We start from the raw sequence: 17,505 nt of genomic DNA, 5'->3' as shown, positions 1-17,505 counted from the left end.
ACGCACAGTGACTGCCTGACCTTATGGCCATCTTGAACATTCTCGAATTCCCGGACCCGCGCCTGCGCACCATCGCCAAACCGGTGACGGAGTTCGACGACGCCCTGCGTCAGCTGATCGACGACATGTTTGAAACCATGTACGAAGCCCCTGGCATCGGCCTGGCTGCCACCCAGGTCAACGTGCACAAGCAGGTCGTGGTCATGGACCTCAGTGAAGACCGCAGCGAGCCGCGGGTCTTCATCAACCCCACGGTCGAAGAGCTGACCCACGACATGGGCCAGTACCAGGAAGGCTGCCTGTCGGTACCTGGCTTCTACGAGAACGTCGACCGCCCGCTGCGTGTGCGGGTCAAGGCCCAGGACCGCGACGGCAAGCCGTACGAGCTGGAATGCGAAGGCCTGCTGGCGGTGTGCGTGCAGCACGAATTCGATCACCTCAACGGCAAGCTGTTCGTCGACTACCTGTCGCAACTCAAGCGCGACCGGATCAAGAAGAAGCTGGAAAAGCAGCACCGCCAGCAAGCCTGATCCCCACCTTCCAGAAGGCTTGCTCCGGCAAGCCTTTTTCTTTTTTGAAGCGAGAACTCCATGCGCATCGTCTTTGCAGGCACTCCAGAGTTTGCCGCCGAACACCTCAAGGCCTTGCTCGACAGCCCCTACGAGATCGTGGCCGTCTACACCCAGCCCGACCGCCCAGCCGGCCGCGGCCAAAAGCTGATGCCGAGCCCGGTCAAGCAACTGGCTGTGGCCCATGACATCCCGGTGTTCCAGCCGCCGACCCTGCGCAACGCCGAAGCCCAGGCCGAACTGGCCGCGCTGCAGCCGGACCTGATGGTGGTGGTCGCCTATGGCCTGATCCTGCCGCAAGTGGTGCTGGATATCCCGCGCCTGGGCTGCATCAACAGCCACGCCTCGCTGCTGCCACGCTGGCGCGGTGCCGCACCGATCCAGCGCGCCGTGGAAGCCGGCGACGCCGAGAGCGGTGTGACCGTGATGCGCATGGAAGCAGGCCTGGACACCGGCCCGATGCTGCTCAAGGTAGCCACCCCGATCAGCGCCGAAGACACCGGCGGCAGCCTGCACGACCGCCTCGCACAAATGGGCCCGCCGGCTGTAGTCCAGGCCATCGCCGGCCTGGCCGATGGTTCGCTGCACGGTGAAGTGCAGGACGATACCCTGGCCACCTATGCGCACAAGCTGAACAAGGACGAGGCGCGTATCGACTGGAGCCGCCCGGCCGTCGAACTGGAGCGCTTGATCCGTGCCTTCAACCCGTGGCCGGTGTGCCACAGCACCCTCGATGGCGAAAGCGTGAAAGTGCTGGCCGCCAACTTGTCCACAGCGGCAGGGGCCCCTGGCGAGATCCTCTCCGCCAGCAAGGACGGCCTGGTGGTCGCCTGCGGTGACCAGGCGCTGAGCCTGACCCGCCTGCAACTGCCTGGCGGCAAGGCGCTGAACTTCAGTGACCTGTTCAACAGCCGCCGCGAGAAATTCGCCAGCGGCAAGGTGCTGGGCCAATGAACCCTCGCCTCGCCGCCGCCCGTGCCCTTGCCGCTGTGCTCAGCGGCAAGGCCTCGCTGAACAGCTCGCTGCCGGCGCAACTGGACAAGGTCGATGAACGCGACCGCGGCCTGACCCAGGACCTGGCGTTCGGCACCGCGCGCTGGCAACCACGCCTCGACCTGCTGGCCGCGCAACTGCTGCAGAAGCCGTTCAAGGCCGCCGATGCCGATGTGCAGGCGCTGCTGCTGGTCGGCCTGTACCAGCTGTTCTACAGCCGTATCCCGGCCCACGCCGCCATCGGCGAAACCGTTGGCTGCGCCGACAAGCTGAAGAAACCATGGGCCAAGGGCCTGCTCAATGCCGTGCTGCGTCGCGCCCAACGCGAAGGCGAAGAGTTGCTGGCCGGCATGGAGCGCGACCCGGTGGTACGCACTGCCCACCCGCGCTGGCTACAGAAGTCGCTCAAAGCCTTCTGGCCGGAGCAATGGGAGGCCATCTGCGCCGCCAACAATGCCCACCCGCCGATGATCCTGCGGGTCAACCGCCGCCACCACAGTCGCGACGCCTACCTGGCACTGCTGGCCGAAGCGGGCGTTGGCGCCAGCGCCTGCCAGTACAGCCGTGACGGCATCGTGCTGGCCGAAGCCTGCGACGTGCGCGGCCTGCCAGGCTTTGCCGAAGGCTGGGTGAGCGTGCAGGACGAAGCCGCGCAGCTGTCCGCCGACCTGCTGGAACTGGCCCCCGGCCAGCGCGTGCTCGACGCCTGCTGTGCACCGGGCGGCAAGACCTGCCACCTGCTGGAAGCCGAAGCCGGCCTGGCCCACGTGGTGGCCATCGACCTCGAAGCCAAGCGCCTGACCCGTGTGCGCGAGAACCTCGACCGCCTGCGGCTGGACGCCGAGCTGATTGCCTGCGATGCCCGTGACACCGCCAGCTGGTGGGACGGCAAGCCGTTCCAGCGCATCCTCCTCGACGCACCATGCTCGGCCACTGGCGTGATCCGCCGCCACCCGGACATCAAGCTGACCCGTCAGGCCGACGACATCCCGGCCCTGGCCACGCTGCAAGGCGAGCTGCTCGATGCCCTGTGGCCGACCCTGGAAGTGGGCGGCATGCTGCTGTATGCCACCTGCTCCAGCCTGCCGACCGAGAACACCGAAGTGATCGACGCTTTCCTCGCCCGCACCCCGGGCGCCCGTGAGCTGGACCTGGCCACCGAAGCCGGCCTGCGCCAGCCCCACGGCCGCCAGTTGCTGGCCCAGGAGGGCGGCCACGACGGTTTCTACTATGCCAAGCTGATCAAGATCGCCGCCTCGCGCGGATAAGAACAAAAGGTAGGGAGTAGCGGATGAAGATCATCATCCTCGGCGCAGGCCAGGTAGGCGGTACGCTGGCTGAGCACCTGGCCAGCGAAGCCAACGACATCACCGTGGTCGACACTGATGGCGACCGCCTGCGCGACCTGGGCGACCGCCTGGACATTCGCACCGTGCAAGGCCGCGGCTCGCTGCCTACGGTGCTGCGCCAGGCCGGTGCCGACGACGCCGACATGCTGGTGGCAGTAACCAACAGTGACGAGACCAACATGGTCGCCTGCCAGGTGGCCTATTCGCTGTTCCACACCCCGACCAAGATCGCCCGGGTGCGCGAGTCGGCCTACCTGACCCGCGAAGAGCTGTTCGACAACGACCATATCCCGGTCGATGTGCTGATCAGCCCCGAGCAGGTAGTGACCAACTACATCAAGCGCCTGATCGAGCACCCGGGCTCGCTGCAGGTGATCGACTTCGCCGAAGGCAAGGCCCAGCTGGTGGCAGTGAAGGCGTACTACGGTGGCCCGCTGGTGGGCCAGCAACTTCGCCAGATCCGCGCGCACATGCCCAACGTCGACACCCGCGTGGCGGCCATCTTCCGCCGCGACCGTCCCATCACCCCGCGGGGCGACACGGTGATCGAAGCCGACGACGAAGTGTTCTTCATCGCCGCGAAGAAGGACATCCGCGCGGTGATGGGCGAGCTGCGCCGTATCGACGAAACCAACAAGCGCGTGGTCATCGCCGGTGGCGGGCAGATCGGCGAACGCCTGGCCGAGGCCATCGAAAGCCGTTACCAGGTGAAGATCATCGAGATGAGCCCGGCCCGTTGCCGACACCTCTCCGACACCCTGGAAAGCACCGTGGTGCTGCAGGGCAGCGCCTCGGACAAGGACCTGATGCTCGAGGAGAACATCGCCGACGCCGACATCTTCCTGGCCCTGACCAACGACGACGAAGCCAACATCATGTCGTCGCTGCTGGCCAAGCGCCTGGGTGCGCGCAAGGTGATGACCATCATCAACAACCCGGCCTATGTCGACCTGGTGCAGGGTGGTGACATCGACATTGCCATCAGCCCGCAGCTGGCGACCATCGGCACCCTGCTGGCGCACGTACGCCGTGGCGACATCGTCAGCGTGCACTCGCTGCGCCGCGGCGCGGCCGAGGCTATCGAAGCGGTGGCGCACGGCGATTCGAAATCGAGCAAGGTGGTCGGCAAGGCGATCGAAGACATCGCCCTGCCGCCAGGCACTACCATCGGCGCGATCATCCGTGATGAAGAGGTGATGATCGCCCACGATGACACCATGATCGAGTCGGGCGACCATGTGATCCTGTTCGTTGTGGATAAAAAGCATATTCGGGATGTGGAGAAGCTGTTCCACGTCGGCTTGAGTTTCTTCTAGGAGCACAGGGCATGCGCGAATCGCTGGAGAAAATGCTGGCCAAGGGTGTGGATAACCCGTTGCTGAGGTTCGGGCTGGGCAAGGCCTGGCTGGATGAAGGCAATGGCGCTGAAGCGGCGGTACACCTGGCGCGCTGCGTGGAACAGGACCCGAAGTACTCGGCGGCGTGGAAGCTGCTGGGCAAGGCGCATCAGCTGCAGGGTGACCTGGCGGCGGCGCGCAAGGCCTGGGAGGAGGGGATCGTCGCGGCGCAGGCCCATGGCGACAAGCAGGCCGAGAAAGAGATGACCGTGTTTCTGAAGAAACTCAACAAGACATCAGGTTGACGCGATCCCTGTGGGAGCGGGTTCACCCGCGAATGCGATGCTGGATTCACCGACGCATTCGCGGGTAAACCCGCTCCCACAGGGGGACAGTGAAACAATCAATACCAGCGTGGCTCGCCGGCCGGGCGCTTCTTGAAGCGCTTCATGCTCCACATGTACTGGCTGGGGTACTCGCGCACATAGCGCTCCACCACCTTGCTCATTGCCGCCGCCGACACCGTCACGTCGGTGCTGTACATCTCTTCCGGCGCCGCCTCCAGAAACACCTTGAAGCCCGAACCATCCGGCAGCCGCAGGGCATGCAGGAACACCCCCACCGCCTTGCCCCCGGCCAGCATGTTCGGCACGAACTTGCTGGTCAGCGCCTGGGTGCCCAGGAACGGTACGAACACCCCCGCCGACTCCGCCGGCTCCGGGTCGGCAGGAATACCCACCTGGCCACCACGGCGCACTTCCTTGATCACGCTGAGGATGCCTTCCTTGGTCGAAGGCGCCACGCGGTTGCCCATCTGCACGCGCTGCTCGCGCAGCAGGTCATCCACCGCCTTCAGCTTCGGCGGGCGGTAGAAAATGATCGGTTTGCACTGGTTGCAGTAGAAGTGGTTCAGCACCTCCCAGTTGCCCAGGTGGCTGGTGATACCGACCACACCCTTGCCCGAAGCCAGGGCCTGCTCCAGCACTTCCAGGCCGTGCACTTCCTTGACCAGCTCCAGCGAGCGCTGCGGCGGCCAGATCCAGGCACAGGCACTTTCGACGAAGGATTTACCGATATCCTTCAACGCGCGACCCACCAGTTGCTCGCGTTCGACCGGGTCCATCTCCGGGAAGCATTTGGCCAGGTTGATACGCACGACATTGCGCGAGCCGTTGGGGATCTTCCACATCAGCCAGCCGATACCGGCGCCGACGCGCTGCACAGCGCCCCAGGGCAGCTTGGCAAACAGACGCAGCACCCCGACCATCAGGGCGCCCTTGAACTTTTCCACAGGCGAATTCCTTATTTCAGCAAGGCGCGCATTGTAACCCCTCAACGCAACAAGGCGGCGTAGCGATCGCAATCGGTGGTGTGGTCCATGACCATGCCGGTGGCCTGCATGAAGGCATAGCAGATGGTCGGGCCAACGAAGGTGAAGCCGGCTTTCTGCAGGGCTTTGCTCATTGCCTTGGCTTCATCGGTAACTGCTGGCACCTCGCTGCGCCCCGTGAAGTGGTTGATCTTCGGCGCCCCACCAACAAACGACCACAGCCATTCGGCGGGGTTATCCACAGCCAGCCAGGCCTGCGCGTTACGCCTGGCAGCCTTGAGCTTGAGGCGGTTGCGGATGATACCGGCATCCTGCATCAGCTCCTCGATGCGTTCGTCGCTCATGACGGCGAGTTTCACCGGATCGAAGCCGTGCATCACCTCGCGATAACGCTCGCGTTTGCGCAATACGGTGATCCACGACAGCCCCGCCTGGAACCCTTCGAGCAAAAGCATCTCGAACAGCAACGCCGGGTCACGCTGTGGCGTTCCCCATTCCTGGTCATGGTAGGCCTGGTACAACGGATCGTCGGTACACCAAAAGCAGCGTGGCATAAGGCTCCAATGAGTAGAGGGCGAGGCGAATCAGGTTATACTCCCGCTCTTTACATCCGCATCCCCAGATACAGGTGAATTTCGTGAGCCAGCCTACGCCAGCCGTGCGTACCTTCCAAGACCTGATCCTCGCCCTGCAGAACTACTGGGCCGAGCAAGGTTGTGTGGTGCTTCAGCCCTACGATATGGAAGTAGGCGCCGGCACTTTCCACACCGCTACATTCCTGCGCGCCGTGGGTCCAGAAACCTGGAACGCCGCCTATGTGCAGCCTAGCCGTCGCCCTGCCGACGGGCGGTATGGCGAAAACCCCAACCGCCTGCAGCACTACTACCAGTTCCAGGTGGTACTCAAGCCCAACCCGGCCAACTTCCAGGAGCTGTACCTCGGCTCGCTGAAAGCCATCGGCCTGGACCCGCTGGTCCACGACATTCGCTTCGTCGAAGACAACTGGGAATCGCCGACCCTCGGCGCCTGGGGCCTGGGTTGGGAAATCTGGCTCAACGGCATGGAAGTCACCCAGTTCACCTACTTCCAGCAGGTAGGCGGCATCGAGTGCTACCCGGTCACCGGTGAAATCACCTACGGCCTCGAGCGCCTGGCCATGTACATCCAGGGCGTCGACTCGGTGTACGACCTGGTGTGGGCCGACGGCCCGTTCGGCAAGGTCACCTACGGTGACGTGTTCCACCAGAACGAAGTGGAGCAGTCGACCTACAACTTCGAACACGCCAACGTCGAGAAGCTGTTCGAACTGTTCGACTTCTACGAAAGCGAAGCCAACCGCCTGATCAAGCTTGAGCTGCCGCTGCCGACTTATGAAATGGTCCTGAAGGCCTCGCACACCTTCAACCTGCTGGACGCCCGCCGCGCCATCTCGGTAACCGAGCGCCAGCGCTACATCCTGCGTGTACGTACCCTGGCCCGGGACGTGGCGCAAAGCTATCTGCAAGCCCGTGCACGCCTGGGCTTCCCGATGGCTACCCCTGAACTGCGTGACGAAGTGTTGGCTAAGCTGGAGGCTGCACAATGAGTGCTCAAGATTTCCTGGTAGAACTGGGCACCGAAGAGCTGCCGCCGAAGGCCCTCGCCAGCCTCGGCGAAGCTTTCCTGGCCGGTATCGAGAAAGGCCTGCAGGCCGCTGGCCTGAACTACACCGGCAAGCAGGTATACGCCGCGCCGCGTCGCCTGGCCGTGCTGATCCGCCAGCTGGACGTGCAGCAGCCTGACCGCAGCATCAACATCGACGGCCCGCCCCTGCAGGCTGCTTTCAAAGACGGCGAGCCGACCCAGGCTGCCTTGGGCTTTGCCAAGAAATGCGGTGTGGAGCTGTCGGAAATCGACCAGAGCGGCCCCAAGCTGCGCTTCTCCCAGCACATCCCGGGCAAGGCCACCGCTGGCCTGCTGCCGACCATCGTCGAAGATTCGCTCAACGACCTGCCGATCCCCAAGCGCATGCGCTGGGCGGCCAGCCGTGAAGAGTTCGTGCGCCCGACCCAATGGCTGGTGATGCTGCTGGGCGACCAGGTGGTCGACTGCACCATCCTGTCGCAGAAGGCCGGCCGTGAATCCCGTGGCCATCGCTTCCACCACCCGGAAAACGTGGTCATCACCACCCCGGCCAACTACGTCGAAGACCTGCGCAAAGCGTACGTGCTGGCCGACTTCGCCGAGCGCCGCGAGCTGATCAGCAAGCGTACCGCCGAGCTGGCCATGCAGCAGGAAGGCACAGCCATCGTGCCACCGGCGCTGCTGGACGAAGTGACCGCTCTGGTGGAGTGGCCAGTGCCGCTGGTGTGCTCGTTCGAGGAGCGTTTCCTCGAAGTGCCGCAGGAAGCCCTGATCACCACCATGCAGGACAACCAGAAGTACTTCTGCCTGCTGGACAGCGAAGGCAAGCTGCTGCCGCGCTTCATCACCGTGGCCAACGTCGAAAGCCGTGACCCGAAGCAGATCGTGCAAGGCAACGAGAAGGTCGTGCGCCCACGCCTGACCGATGCCGAGTTCTTCTTCAAGCAGGACAAGAAGCAGCCGCTGGAAACCTTCAACGAGCGCCTGAAGAACGTGGTGTTCCAGGCTCAGCTGGGCACCGTGTACGACAAGGCCGAGCGCGTTTCCCGGCTGGCCGCCTTCATCGCCCCGCTGATTGGCGGCGACGCCCAGCGCGCCGGCCGTGCCGGCCTGCTGTCGAAGTGCGACCTGGCCACCGAGATGGTCGGCGAATTCCCTGAGATGCAGGGTGTTGCCGGTTACTACTACGCGCTCAACGACGGTGAGCCGGAAGACGTGGCCCTGGCCCTGAACGAGCAGTACATGCCGCGCGGTGCTGGCGCCGAGCTGCCGCAGACCCTCACCGGTGCTGCCGTGGCCATCGCCGACAAGCTCGACACCCTGGTCGGCATCTTCGGCATCGGCATGCTGCCGACCGGCAGCAAGGACCCGTACGCCCTGCGCCGTGCTGCCCTGGGCGTGCTGCGTATCCTGATCGAGAAGCAGCTGGACCTGGACCTGACCGGCGCGGTCGAGTTCGCAGTCAAGCAGTTCGGCGCCAAGGTCAAGGCCGCCGGCCTGGCCGAGCAGGTACTGGAGTTCATTTTCGACCGCCTGCGTGCACGCTACGAAGACGAAGGCATCGACGTGGCCACCTACCTGTCGGTACGTGCCCTGCAGCCAGGTTCTGCCCTGGACTTCGACCAGCGTGTGCAGGCTGTACAAGCCTTCCGCAAGCTGCCGGAAGCCGAGGCCCTGGCGGCGGTGAACAAGCGCGTGTCGAACCTGCTGAGCAAGGCCGAAGGCGCCATCGCCGATCACGTCGAGCCGAAGTACTTCGACAATGCCAACGAGTTCTCCCTGTACTCGGCCATCCAGCAGGCCGACCAGGCCGTGCAACCGATGGCAGCTGCACGCCAGTACAGCGAATCGCTGGCCCGCCTGGCGGCCCTGCGTGACCCGGTCGACGCCTTCTTCGAGGCAGTGATGGTCAACGCCGAGGACGCCAAGGTACGCGCCAACCGTTATGCCCTGCTCAGCCGCCTGCGCGGCCTGTTCCTGGGCGTGGCCGACATTTCGCTGCTGGGGTAAGCCTTGAAACTGCTGATTCTCGACCGTGACGGAGTCATCAACCACGACTCCGACGCCTACATCAAGACGCTGGACGAGTGGGTGCCGATCCCTGGCTCGGTCGAAGCGATCGCGCAGTTGAGCAAGGCGGGCTGGACGGTGGCCGTTGCCACCAACCAGTCCGGCATTGCCCGTGGCTACTATGCGCTGGCAACCCTCGAGGCCATGCACGCGCGCCTGCGCGCGCTGGTGGCCGAGCAGGGTGGCGAGGTGGGCCACATCGTGTATTGCCCGCACGGGCCGGACGAAGGCTGCGATTGCCGCAAGCCCAAGCCTGGCATGCTGCGGGCGATCGCCGAGCATTACCAGGTCGGCCTGGAAGGCGTCTGGTTCGTTGGCGACAGCAAAGGTGACCTGGAGGCCGCCCTGGCCGTCGGTGCACAACCCGTGCTGGTGAAAACCGGCAAGGGCGAGCGGACCCTGGAAAAAGGCGTCCCGGAAACTACACTGATTTTCGACGATCTGGCAGCTATCGCCAGAGAACTAATTTAAACAGTGCGCCTTCGGGCGCATTTTTCTCAGGCGGGCATGCCCCGCAATGGTACAAGCCACTATGTCGATCCTGCAGGCGATCAGAATCTTTCTTTTTTACCTGCTGCTGGGCACCAGTTCGCTGCTGTGGTGCTCGCTGAGCTTCTTCGTCGCGCCGTTCCTGTCGTTCCCCAAGCGCTACAAGTTCATCAACGTGTACTGGTGCCGTTGCGCGTTGTTCCTGGTGCGCACCATCCTGGGTATCGACTACAAGGTCACTGGCGCCGAGAACGTGCCTGATGAGCCTTGCGTGATCCTGTCCAACCACCAGAGCACCTGGGAAACCTTCTTCCTTTCCCAGTACTTTTCGCCGCTGAGCCAGGTGCTCAAGCGCGAGTTGCTGTACGTGCCGTTCTTCGGTTGGGCCATGGCCATGCTGCGGCCGATCGCGATCAACCGTGACAACCCCAAGGAAGCCCTGCGCCAGGTAGCCAGCAAGGGTGATGAGTTGCTCAAGCAGAAGATCTGGGTGCTGATCTTCCCGGAAGGGACCCGTGTGCCGTTCGGCACCATGGGCAAGTTCTCCCGTGGCGGTACCGCGCTGGCGGTGAATGCCGGGCTGCCAGTGCTGCCGATTGCCCACAACGCCGGCAAGTTCTGGCCGAAAACCGGTTGGGGCAAGCGCGCTGGCACCATCGAGGTGGTGATTGGCAAGCCGATGTACGCCAACGGCACCGGGCCACGGGCCATTGCCGAGCTCAACGACCGCGCCGCGGCGTGGAACGAAGCGACCCAGCGGGCCATGGGTTCGCTGCCGCCAGCAGAGGAAAAACCCCAGGAGCAGATGGCCTGACCATCTGTGGATAACTTGTGAACTGTTTTTGGATTAAATGCCTGAAGTGATAGCTAAGTGTTTGAATTAGCTGTTTATTTCTGTGTATGACATTTTTCTGAAAATCGTGCATAAGTTTTTTTGGGGCATAAGAAAACCGGCTTTTACAGCCGGTTTTTTTATGGGCTCGGTAGCAGGATTGCACCCTCTGTGGGAGAAGACTGTGGGAGCGGCCTTGCGTCGCGAAAGGGCCGCAAGGCGGCCCCGGCAATTCATGCATCACAGCTGAAATCCTGGGGCCGCTGGGCAGCCCAATCGCGACACAAGGCCGCTCCCACAACAAGCGCTTCAGCGCCTGAGCATTTGGTGCAGGCCTTGAGCTGCGTCAGATCTTGTCGATATCCACATCCTTGGTTTCTTTCAGGCAGAAGATCCCCACCACCAGGCTGACCCCGGTCACCAGCACCGGGTACCACAGCCCGTAGAAGATATCCCCGGTATACACCACCAGCGCGAACGACACCGTTGGCAGGAAGCCACCGAACCAGCCGTTGCCAATGTGGTAGGGCAGCGACATCGAGGTGTAGCGGATACGGGTCGGGAACAGCTCGACCATTACCGCCGCCAGCGGCCCATAGGTCATCGTCGCGATCAGGATCATCGCCACGATCAGCACCACCACCATCACCTGGTTGACCTGAGCAGGGTCGGCCTTGGCCGGGTAGCCGGCCTGTTCCACCGCCGCACGCATGGCCGCTTCGTCGAAGCCGTTGATGGTCTTGTCACCGATGTTCACCACCACATCGCTACCGGCCACATCCACCGAGCTATAGGGCAGGCCCTGCTTGACCAGGAAAGTCTTGACCTTGTCGCACGGGCTGTCGAAACGCGCCTTGCCCACCGGGTCGAACTGGAAGGTACAGCCTTGTGGGTCGGCAGTGACCACGATCGGCGCCTGGCGGCTGGCCGCGTCGATCTGTGGGTTGGCGTAGTGGCTCAGCGCCTTGAACAGCGGGAAGTACAGCAACGTGGCCAGCAGCAGGCCGAGCATCAGGATCGGCTTGCGGCCAATACGGTCGGACAACCAGCCGAAGAACACGAAGAACGGCGCACCAATGACCACGCTGATGATCAGCAAGGTATTGGCCTGTGCCGGGTCCATCTTCAGCATCTGGGTCATGAAGAACAGCACGTAGAACTGCGCCGTGTAGAAGGTCACGGCTTGCCCGGCGTTAATGCTGAACAAGGCGGTAAGCACCACTTTCAGGTTCGGCCAGGAGGTGAACGACTCACGGATCGGCGACTTGCTGACCTTGCCTTGGGCCTTCATTTTCACGAAGGCCGGCGACTCGTGCATGCTCATGCGGATCCAGGTGGAAATCGCCAGCAGCACGATCGACAGCAGGAACGGCAGGCGCCAGCCCCAGGTTTCGAACTGGTCACCACTGATATAGCGGCTGCCCAGCACCACTACCAGAGACAGCAGCAGGCCGAGGGTGGCGGTGGACTGAATGAAGCCCGTGTGGAAGCCGCGCTTGCCGGGCGGCGCATGCTCTGCCACATAGGTGGCCGCACCGCCGTACTCACCGCCCAGCGCCAGCCCCTGCAGCATGCGCAGGACCACCAGGATGATCGGTGCTGCGATGCCAATGCTGGCGTAGGTGGGCAACAGCCCCACCGCGAAGGTGGACAGGCCCATCAACACGATGGTGACCAGGAAGGTGTACTTGCGCCCGATCATGTCGCCCAGGCGGCCGAACACCAGCGCGCCGAACGGCCGCACCAGAAAGCCGGCGGCAAAGGCCATGAGGGCGAAGATGAAGGCGGTGGTATCGTTCACGCCAGCGAAGAACTGCTTGCTGATGACCGCTGCCAACGCACCATAGAGAAAAAAGTCATACCACTCGAAAACTGTCCCGAGGGATGACGCGAAAATGATCTTGCGTTCTTCACGGCCGCTGGCGCTGCTGGCCGCCGTACCCTGCTCTTGGATGTAATCCGACATCGTTGCTGTCCTCGGCCCGCAGGCCACAGTGATTATTCTTGTTGTTCCACTGTCGGCAGCTTCTGACCGCTAGCTGCCGGTACTGCACGCACCCCGGGGTCAGGGCGTCGGTATCGCGTCTTCGTTCAGATAGGTCTGGGTAGCAGCTCCTTTGAGAATCAGTTGCGCCGCCTTCTCGGCGATCATCAGGGTGGGTGAACAGGTATTGCCGGAGGTGATCTGCGGCATGATCGAGGCGTCAGCCACGCGCAGGCCGGGGATGCCGTGCACGCGCAACTGGTTATCCACAACGTCCAGTTCGCCATTGCCCATGCGACAGGTGCCGACCGGGTGAAAGATGGTGGTGCCGATCTTGCCGGCGGCTTCGAACAGCTCTTCCTCGGTTTGCAGGGCTGGGCCCGGCAGGTATTCCCTTGGGTCGAACGCAGCGAGGGCAGGGGCCTGGACGATGCGCCGGGTAAGGCGAATGGCATCGGCGGCGACGCGCAGGTCCTGGGGGTCGCTGAGGTAGTTGGGGTCGATCAGCGGCGTGCTGTTCATGTCGCTGCTGCGGATATCGATACGCCCGCGGCTGGCCGGGCGCAGGTTGCACACCGAAGCAGTAAAGGCCGGGAACCTGTGCAGTGGCTCGCCGAAGCGTTCAAGTGACAGCGGCTGCACGTGGTACTGCAGGTTGGCGGTGGCCTGCTCCGGGCTGGAACGCACGAACGCGCCCAGTTGGCTCGGCGCCATGGCCAGCGGGCCACTGCGGTCATAGAGGTAGCGCAGGCCCATGCCCATCTTGCCCCACAGGCTGTTGGCCATCTGGTTCAAGGTGCGGGTATTGCGGATCTGGTAGATCAGGCGCAGTTGCAGGTGATCCTGCAGGTTGCCGCCAACGCCTGGCATGTCGTGACGCACGCCAATGCCCAGGCTTTCCAGCAACTGCCGTGGGCCGATGCCGGAGCGCTGCAGAATACCGGGTGAGCCCACCGCACCCGCACAGAGGATGATCTCGCGACGCGCCGCAAACTCGTGCCAGGCACCTTGCCAGAACGCCTTCACCGCCCGTGCTCGGGTGTTGTTGAGCAGCACCTGGTCAACCTGGACGCTGGTCAGCACAGTGAGGTTGGGGCGGTCCTTGATCGGCCTCAGGAAGGCCTTGGAGGCGTTCCAGCGCACACCACCGCGCTGGTTGACCTGGAAATATCCACAACCCTGGTTGTCGCCGGTATTGAAGTCATCGACCTTGCCGATACCACTTTGTTCGGCGGCATCGCGGAAGGCATCGAGGATCGGCCAACTGTAACGCTGGCGCTCGACCCGCCATTCGCCTTCACCGCCGTGGTGCTCACTGGCGCCGGCAAAGTGGCTTTCGCTGGCCTTGAACAGTGGCAGGACATCCTTCCAGGCCCAGCCGTCGTTGCCTTGCTCGGCCCAACGGTCATAGTCGGCGGCCTGGCCGCGCATGTAGATCATGCCGTTGATCGAGGAGCAGCCACCCAGCACCTTGCCCCGTGGATAGCCCAGCGCACGACCGCCCAGGCCAGGCTGCGCCTCGGTCTTGAAGCACCAGTCGGTGCGCGGGTTGCCGATGCAATAGAGGTAACCGACGGGGATATGGATCCAGGGATAGTTGTCACGGCCACCCGCTTCCAGCAGCAGCACGCGGCAGGAAGGGTCGGCGGACAAACGATTGGCCAGCAGGCAACCGGCGGGACCGGCCCCTACGACCACGTAGTCGAAGACAGAATCGGCTGATGGCATGTGCAACCTCGGGCCTGATTATTATTCTTGTCCCGATCCATCTTAGTGAGTAATTTCGTGGAGGAAACACGAGATTTCGCGCAGCCGCTGTGCGTTTTAGCACAGGGGTAAGCCTGTACCGCCCTCTTCGCGGGCACGCCCGCTCCCACAGGGATCGCGTTACCTTGTGGGAGCGGGCGTGCCCGCGAAGAGGCCGCAACGAACTGCCAAAAAGGATCAGCATGTTCGACTGGAACGATCTGCGGTTTTTCCTCGAGTTGCAGCGCAGCGGCCGCTTGCTTACCGCCGCCAAGCGCCTCAACACCACCCACAGCACCGTGGCCCGGCACATCGAGAGCATCGAGCAAAGCCTGGGTACTGCGCTGTTCGTGCAGCATGCCCAGGGCTATGAACTGACCCCCTCGGGCCAGGCTCTGCTCAAGCACGCCGAGGCCATGGAAAACGTCGCCCTGCTGGCGCAGGAAGAAATCACCCAGGCCATCACGCCGCTGGGCAAGATTCGCCTGGGGGTGACCGAAGGCATCGGCATCATGTTCTTCACTCCGCGCATGAATGCGCTGTTCGACCGCTACCCCGGCCTGGAAGTGGAGCTGGTGGCGGTGCCGCGCTTCGTCAGCATCCTCAACCGCGAGGCAGAGATCAGCATCCACCTGGAACGGCCCAACGCCGACCTGCTGATCACCCGCAAGCTCACCGACTATCGCCTGGCCCTGTACGCCAGCCAGGCCTACCTGGACCGCGCGCCACCGCTGCGCAACCGCGAGGACCTGGCCCGGCACAGCTGGATCGGCTACGTCGACGACTTGCTGTTCAGCCAGGAACTGCTGTTTCTCAACAGCTTCTGCCGGGCCCCCAACGTGGTGTTTCGCAGCACCAGCGTAATCGCCCAGCAAACCGCCGCCCGCGCCGGGCTGGGCATTGCCGTACTGCCCAACTACATGGCCCGCCACGACCCGACGCTGGTGCGCGTGCTGCCTGGCGAAACCATCCAGCGTAGCTACTGGATCTGCACCCGCCGCGAACTGCACAAGTCGGTGCGCCTGCGGGTAGTGTGGGACTACCTGCTGGCGCTGTGTGCGGCAGAACAGGGCGAGCTGTTAGCCCAGTAGCGCCTTGCCGGCCAGCAGCAAGGCCGCAGCCCAACCGGCCACGGCAAACATCTGCTGCAAGCGCGGCCCGGCCAGCCTGGCCGCCAATGGCCGCGCCAGCAGCAGGCCGAGCACCGCGCCGCCGGCGAACGGGGCGCCAACCTGCCAGTGCATCACCCCTGCCAGGCTGGCGCTGACCACACTGCCGGTGGACACCAGGGCGATCACCGCCAGCGAGGTGGAGACGATGCTGGTCATGCGCAGGTTGGTGTAGCGGTTCAGGGCCGGGATGATGACAAAACCACCACCCACGCCCAGCAAGCCGGACAGCAGCCCGGACAATGCGCCGGTGAAGGCCAGGGCGCGCGCGCAGGGCAGGGTCCAGCGCAAACGGCCCTGCAGCGGGTTCAACACACAGGGTTCGATGTAGCGATGGGCGTCATTGCCTGCGCCGCGCAGTTCCTTGGCCGCCTTGCGCCAGATACGCACGCAGGCGTACACCAGCACCCCGGCGAACACCAACTGCAGTGGCGTGTTCGGCAGGCGGTGCGCCAGCATCAGCCCGAACGGCGCCGCTGCCACACCGATCAATGCGATGAACAGCGCCGCCCGGTAGCGCACCAGCCCCTGACGCAAGCCCAGCACAGCCCCCACCGCCGCTGCCATGCCTACGGCCAGCAGGCCGACCGGTGCCGCCTCGACCATCGACAGGCCCAGGCCGAACACCAGCAAAGGGACAGCGAGAATGCCACCGCCGGCACCGGTCAACGCCAGCACGGCACCGATGATCGCGCCCAGGCCCGCGCCTAATAATTGATGTTCGATCACTGCCCATCCTCGGCGACCAACTGCGGGCGCGCCAGCCACTCGCGGCCCTTGAGCATGCCTTTCCAGTACAAGGGCGGCAGCGCCTGTGCCTTGAGCAACCAGGCCAGACGCGTCGGTTTACGGCCATCCAGCAACCAGCTGGGGAAGCTCGGTGCCAGCTTGCCGCCATAGGTGAATTCGGCCAGGACGATCTTGCCGCGCTCGACGGTGAGCGGGCACGAGCCATAGCCATCGTATCGGGCCAGGGTGGGTAGCCTGCCCAGGGCCACCAGCACATTGTTGGCCACGACCGGCGCCTGCTTGCGGGCAGCGGCGGCGGTCTTGGCATTGCTGGTGTTGGCCACGTCCCCCAAGGCATGGACATTGGTGAAGTGGCGATGGCGCAGGGTGTGCGGATCGACATCGACCCAGCCGGCGCTGTCGGCCAATGGGCTTTCACGAATGAAGTCCGGTGCCACCTGCGGCGGTACCACGTGCAGCATGTCGAACGCCTCGATACGGGTTTCGCTGCTGCCATCGGCCAAGGTACGCGCGAAGGTGGCGCGCTTGTTCGGGCCATCCACGGCTACCAGGCGGTGGGAAAAATTGAGGTCCACAGCGTACTTCTCGATGTACTTCATCAAGGCGGGCACGTAGTCCGCCACACCGAACAACACCGCGCCGGCATTGAAGAAGCTGGCTTTTACGGCCCCCAGGTGACCGTGCCGCAGCCAGTGGTCGCAAGACAGGTACAGCGCCTTCTGCGGCGCGCCCGCGCACTTGATCGGCATGGGTGGCTGGCAGAACAGGGCGCGACCTTGCTTGAGCTTCTGCACCAGCTCCCAGGTATAGGGCGCCAGGTCGTAGCGGTAGTTGGAGGTGACGCCGTTGCGGCCCAAGGTCTCGCTGAGGCCATCAATGGCCGCCCAATCCAGCTTGAGGCCAGGGCAGACCACCAGCTGTTCATAACTGATGGCGCGGCCGCCTTCGAGGAGGACCAGTTGGCCCAGCGGGTCGAACCCCTGCACCCGTGCCTTTATCCAGCGCACACCCCGCGGGATGATCGAGGCCATGGTACGAGCAGTGCTGGGTGCCTTGAACACGCCGGCACCGACCATGGTCCAACCAGGCTGGTAGTAGTGCACCTCGGCGGGGTCGATCAAGGTCACATCCAGCGACGGGTCACGGCTGATCAGGCTGGAAGCAGTGGCGATGCCGGCGGCACCGGCACCGACGATGACCACTTTGTGGTGGTCGGTATTGGCAGGGGACAACAAGGCAGACATGGCGGTAAATCCTGGAAATC

At 63.8% G+C, this 17,505-nt stretch carries 16 protein-coding genes; 10 read left to right on the top strand and 6 right to left on the bottom strand.

The window, feature by feature from the left end:
* Positions 1-23 precede the first annotated feature (23 nt).
* The 5 genes from def to ACIQYU_RS22650 are packed head-to-tail and all read left to right on the top strand — an operon-like array spanning position 24 to position 4,553.
* On the top strand, positions 24-530 hold the full coding sequence (def, locus tag ACIQYU_RS22670; RefSeq protein ID WP_051097836.1) for a peptide deformylase: 507 nt from the start codon (positions 24-26) through the stop codon (positions 528-530).
* Between the two features lie 60 nt (positions 531-590).
* Positions 591-1,523 (top strand): methionyl-tRNA formyltransferase, encoded by a 933-nt coding sequence (gene fmt, locus ACIQYU_RS22665; RefSeq protein WP_063912308.1) that lies wholly within the window; start codon positions 591-593, stop codon positions 1,521-1,523.
* Positions 1,520-2,830: a 16S rRNA (cytosine(967)-C(5))-methyltransferase RsmB gene (rsmB, locus tag ACIQYU_RS22660; RefSeq protein WP_233694001.1), complete on the top strand. Its 1,311-nt coding sequence runs from the start codon at positions 1,520-1,522 to the stop codon at positions 2,828-2,830. The genes fmt and rsmB overlap by 4 nt, the downstream gene beginning before the upstream one ends.
* A gap of 23 nt (positions 2,831-2,853) precedes the next feature.
* Complete coding sequence (trkA, locus tag ACIQYU_RS22655; protein WP_013970264.1) at positions 2,854-4,227, top strand: Trk system potassium transporter TrkA; 1,374 nt, start codon at positions 2,854-2,856, stop codon at positions 4,225-4,227.
* An 11-nt stretch (positions 4,228-4,238) separates the two neighbouring features.
* Entirely contained in the window at positions 4,239-4,553 is a 315-nt protein-coding gene (locus ACIQYU_RS22650) for a tetratricopeptide repeat protein (protein WP_061550195.1), read from the top strand.
* A gap of 98 nt (positions 4,554-4,651) precedes the next feature.
* Here the strand turns inward: ACIQYU_RS22650 and ACIQYU_RS22645 are convergent, their stop codons facing one another.
* Both ACIQYU_RS22645 and ACIQYU_RS22640 read right to left on the bottom strand, forming a co-directional pair.
* The gene (locus ACIQYU_RS22645) at positions 4,652-5,539 is read right to left on the bottom strand and encodes a lysophospholipid acyltransferase (RefSeq protein ID WP_063912307.1); all 888 of its coding nucleotides are present in this window, start codon (positions 5,537-5,539) and stop codon (positions 4,652-4,654) included.
* 41 nt (positions 5,540-5,580) lie between these two features.
* Complete coding sequence (locus tag ACIQYU_RS22640) at positions 5,581-6,132, bottom strand: DNA-3-methyladenine glycosylase I (RefSeq protein WP_233687625.1); 552 nt, start codon at positions 6,130-6,132, stop codon at positions 5,581-5,583.
* An 83-nt stretch (positions 6,133-6,215) separates the two neighbouring features.
* Here ACIQYU_RS22640 and glyQ point away from each other — a divergent pair, with 83 nt between their 5' ends.
* Genes glyQ through ACIQYU_RS22620 form a run of 4 tightly spaced genes read left to right on the top strand, consistent with a single transcriptional unit; the run spans position 6,216 to position 10,574 of the window.
* Positions 6,216-7,163 carry a glycine--tRNA ligase subunit alpha gene (gene glyQ / locus ACIQYU_RS22635; RefSeq protein WP_023377955.1) on the top strand — a complete coding sequence of 316 codons (948 nt, stop codon included), beginning with the start codon at positions 6,216-6,218 and terminating at the stop codon, positions 7,161-7,163.
* Positions 7,160-9,211 (top strand): glycine--tRNA ligase subunit beta, encoded by a 2,052-nt coding sequence (glyS, locus tag ACIQYU_RS22630; protein ID WP_063912305.1) that lies wholly within the window; start codon positions 7,160-7,162, stop codon positions 9,209-9,211. Before glyQ ends, glyS begins: the two co-directional genes overlap by 4 nt.
* Before the next feature lie 3 nt (positions 9,212-9,214).
* Complete coding sequence (gene gmhB / locus ACIQYU_RS22625) at positions 9,215-9,742, top strand: D-glycero-beta-D-manno-heptose 1,7-bisphosphate 7-phosphatase (protein WP_085601056.1); 528 nt, start codon at positions 9,215-9,217, stop codon at positions 9,740-9,742.
* Positions 9,743-9,788: 46 nt separating this feature from the next.
* Positions 9,789-10,574, top strand: a complete 786-nt coding sequence (locus ACIQYU_RS22620; protein ID WP_207831427.1) for a 1-acyl-sn-glycerol-3-phosphate acyltransferase — start codon at positions 9,789-9,791, stop codon at positions 10,572-10,574.
* Between the two features lie 364 nt (positions 10,575-10,938).
* Here ACIQYU_RS22620 and ACIQYU_RS22615 read toward each other — a convergent pair whose 3' ends face one another.
* Positions 10,939-12,558: an MFS transporter gene (locus tag ACIQYU_RS22615; RefSeq protein WP_233687624.1), complete on the bottom strand. Its 1,620-nt coding sequence runs from the start codon at positions 12,556-12,558 to the stop codon at positions 10,939-10,941.
* Between the two features lie 99 nt (positions 12,559-12,657).
* Entirely contained in the window at positions 12,658-14,304 is a 1,647-nt protein-coding gene (locus ACIQYU_RS22610) for a GMC family oxidoreductase (protein ID WP_233687623.1), read from the bottom strand.
* A 221-nt stretch (positions 14,305-14,525) separates the two neighbouring features.
* Between ACIQYU_RS22610 and ACIQYU_RS22605 the strand changes: the two genes are divergently transcribed.
* Positions 14,526-15,413, top strand: coding sequence for a LysR family transcriptional regulator (locus ACIQYU_RS22605; RefSeq protein ID WP_063912301.1), 888 nt, complete (start codon positions 14,526-14,528; stop codon positions 15,411-15,413).
* On the opposite strand, the gene ACIQYU_RS22600 is transcribed toward ACIQYU_RS22605, so the two are convergent.
* Together ACIQYU_RS22600 and ACIQYU_RS22595 are read right to left on the bottom strand one after the other, a co-directional pair.
* Complete coding sequence (locus tag ACIQYU_RS22600; RefSeq protein WP_207831422.1) at positions 15,402-16,220, bottom strand: sulfite exporter TauE/SafE family protein; 819 nt, start codon at positions 16,218-16,220, stop codon at positions 15,402-15,404. The two genes, ACIQYU_RS22605 and ACIQYU_RS22600, sit on opposite strands and share 12 nt — an antisense overlap.
* The gene (locus ACIQYU_RS22595; RefSeq protein ID WP_233687622.1) at positions 16,217-17,485 is read right to left on the bottom strand and encodes an FAD/NAD(P)-binding oxidoreductase; all 1,269 of its coding nucleotides are present in this window, start codon (positions 17,483-17,485) and stop codon (positions 16,217-16,219) included. Before ACIQYU_RS22595 ends, ACIQYU_RS22600 begins: the two co-directional genes overlap by 4 nt.
* Between the last annotated feature and the right edge of the window lie 20 nt (positions 17,486-17,505).

The sequence above is a fragment of the Pseudomonas sp. NPDC096925 genome, from assembly GCF_044762545.1.
Classification (GTDB): domain Bacteria; phylum Pseudomonadota; class Gammaproteobacteria; order Pseudomonadales; family Pseudomonadaceae; genus Aquipseudomonas.
Note: the sequence above shows the minus strand (reverse complement) of the source record. Positions and strands in the feature narration are given on the sequence as shown.